General features: G+C 56.1%; 2 protein-coding genes. Both read right to left on the minus strand.

Features of this window, described 5'->3' with window-relative positions; genetic code table 11:
* On the minus strand, positions 1-256 hold a 256-nt coding region (locus RM425_RS21505), incomplete at its 3' end, for an STAS domain-containing protein (protein WP_311347270.1).
* Between the two features lie 50 nt (positions 257-306).
* Positions 307-471: ABC transporter substrate-binding protein (locus tag RM425_RS21770; protein WP_396137080.1), on the minus strand; the 165-nt coding region annotated here is incomplete at its 5' end.

A 471-nucleotide genomic window follows, 5' to 3' on the forward strand; every position in this document is an offset into this window, starting at 1 on the left:
TTTCGTACAGTTCGGACAGCGCGCGCACGGATTCGGGAATGCCGGTCAGCCTGACGCTGCCTTTGCAGCCGCGCAGCACTTCGAGCAGCAGCGACACGCAGGCGGAATCGGCACGTTTGACACCTCCGAAATCGACGGCAATGGTTTCTTTCAGACGGCATTGTTGCCGGAAACGCCCAAATGCGTCCCCGGTCAGGGTTTTGACGGTGATGTCGCCGCCGATGTGCAGTGTTCCGTTTTTGAGTTCTGTATGCATAGCGTTTGTTCGAAAAACCCATACCGCCCTCGGACGGTATGGTTTGTCGGTTATTTGCCGCCGTTTTTGGCTTTCAACTCGGCAATCAGCCCGTCGATGCCTTTGGCTTTGATGATTTCGCCGAATTGGTTGCGGTACACGGTAACCAGGCTCGTGCCTTCGATGGCGACGTTGTAGGTACGGTATTTGCCGCCGCTTTGGTAGGTGGTGAAGTC

The organism is Blastococcus goldschmidtiae (assembly GCF_031845325.1).
Lineage (GTDB): Bacteria > Actinomycetota > Actinomycetes > Mycobacteriales > Geodermatophilaceae > Blastococcus > Blastococcus goldschmidtiae.